1 protein-coding gene is annotated in these 1,931 nt (G+C 73.7%); it reads right to left on the bottom strand.

Annotation, left to right across the window (positions count from 1 at the left end; all coding sequences use genetic code 11):
- Positions 1-1,931, bottom strand: a 1,931-nt coding sequence (locus AB0C29_RS46110) for a condensation domain-containing protein (RefSeq protein WP_360834386.1), incomplete at both ends; no start/stop codon positions are given.

Here is a 1,931-nt window from a genome sequence, read left to right as displayed (position 1 = left end):
CCGGTCCAGGACGTCGCCGGCGCTCGCCTGCTCGGCCACCCGGCGCTCGTCCGTGCTCAGCAGCGGCAGCCGGGCGATCGGCTTGCCGGGATCCGCCACGGCCGCGGCCAGCAGCCGGCCGAGCATCTCGATCATGCGCTTGGCCGTGTCCCGGTCGAACAGGTCGGCGGCGAAGGTCAGCTCCCCGCCCATCCCGGCGGGCCGTCCGCCGGCGTCCGAGAACTCCACGAACTGGAAGCTCAGGTCGAACTTGGCCGATCCGGAACCGACCGCGACCCGTTTCATGTCGACGCCGGTCAGGTCCAGCACCGCGGTCCGGCCGCCCTGCAACGCCACCATGACCTGGAACAGCGGATGCCGGCCGGGCACCCGGGCCGGGTTGAGCACCTCGACCACGCTCTCGAACGGCACGTCCTGGTTGCTGAACGCCGCCAGGTCCTGCTCCCGCACCCGGCTCAGCAGCTGCTCGAACGACGGATCGCCGGTCAGGTCGGCCCGCAGCACCAGGGTGTTGACGAAGAAGCCGACCAGGTCGTCGAGGGCCTCGTCGACCCGTCCCGCGACCGGCCAGCCGAGCGGGATGTCGGCCCCCGCGCCCAGCCGCGACAGCAGCGCCGCCACCGCCGACTGGACCACCATGAAGACGCTCGCGCCGTTGCGGCGGGCCAGGGCCACGAGACTCTCGTGCACGTCGACAGGCACCTTCAACGGCACCGAACCGCCGCGGTACGTGCCCACAGCCGGCCGGACCCGGTCGGTGGGCAGCGGCAACTCGTCGGGTACCCCGCGCAGCAGGTCGGTCCAGTACGCCACCTGATCGCGGGCCACCTTCACCGCGTCGCGCTGCCACAGGGCGAAGTCCGAGTACTGCACCGGCAGCTCGGTCCACTGCGGGGCCCGGCCCGCGCGGCGCTGCTCGTACGCCTCACTGAAGTCGCGCATCAACGGCTCCATGGAGGAACCGTCGGCCGCGATGTGGTGCAGCAGCAGGACCAGGGCGTGGTCGCCGGGTCCCACCGTGAGCAGGTGCGCCCGGAACGGCAGGTCCCGGGTCAGGTCGAAGCGGCGCTGGACCAGCCCGTCCACCGCCCGGCCCAGCTCGGTGGCCTCGACCTCGCCGCGGACCAGCAGCGGACCGACGTCGGCCATCGGCACGACCCGCTGCTGAGGCTCGCCGTCCAGCAGCGGGAACACCGTGCGCAGGGGCTCGTGCCGCCGGACCACGTCGGTGACGGCCGCGTGCAGGGCGGCGATGTCGAGCTCGCCGGTCAGCCGGACGACGACCGGGATGTGGTACGCCGTGTCGTTCGCGCGCAGCTGCGCGGTGAGCCACAGCCGCTGCTGCGGATAGGACAGCGGCACCACCGCCGGGCGCGCGCGGCGGCGCAGCACGGGCCGGGTCCCGCCCTTGAGGACCGCCACCCGCCGGGCCAGCTCGGCCAGGTTCGAGGTCTCGAACAGGTCCCGGACCGGCAGCTCGACCTTGAGCACCGACCGCACCCGGTTGACCAGCTGCGTCGCCATCAGCGAGTGCCCGCCCAGGGCGTAGAACTCGTCGTTGCGGCCGACCCGGGGCACGCCCAGGATCTCCTCCCACAGCCGGGCCAGCGTCTGTTCCACCGCGCCCACCGGCGCCGCGTACTCCCGCTCGTCAGCGGTGGTGCCGGGCTCGGGCAGCGCCTGGCGGTCCACCTTGCCGTTCCCGGTGACCGGCAGCGCGTCCATCAGCACGAACACCGGCGGCACGAGATGGTCCGGGACCACCGCCGCGAGCCGTCGCCGCAGCGTGCCCACGTCACGGTGGCCGGCCCCGGTGACCACGTACGCCGTCAGCCGCCGGTCCGCGCCCGCGCCGTGCACCAGCACCACGGCCTGATCGACTCCGGCCAGGCCCATCAGCGCGGCCACCACCTCGCCGGGCTCGACCCGTA

The organism is Actinoplanes sp. NPDC048791 (genome assembly GCF_040650095.1).
Taxonomy (GTDB): Bacteria; Actinomycetota; Actinomycetes; order Mycobacteriales; family Micromonosporaceae; genus Actinoplanes.
Note: the sequence above shows the minus strand (reverse complement) of the source record. Positions and strands in the feature narration are given on the sequence as shown.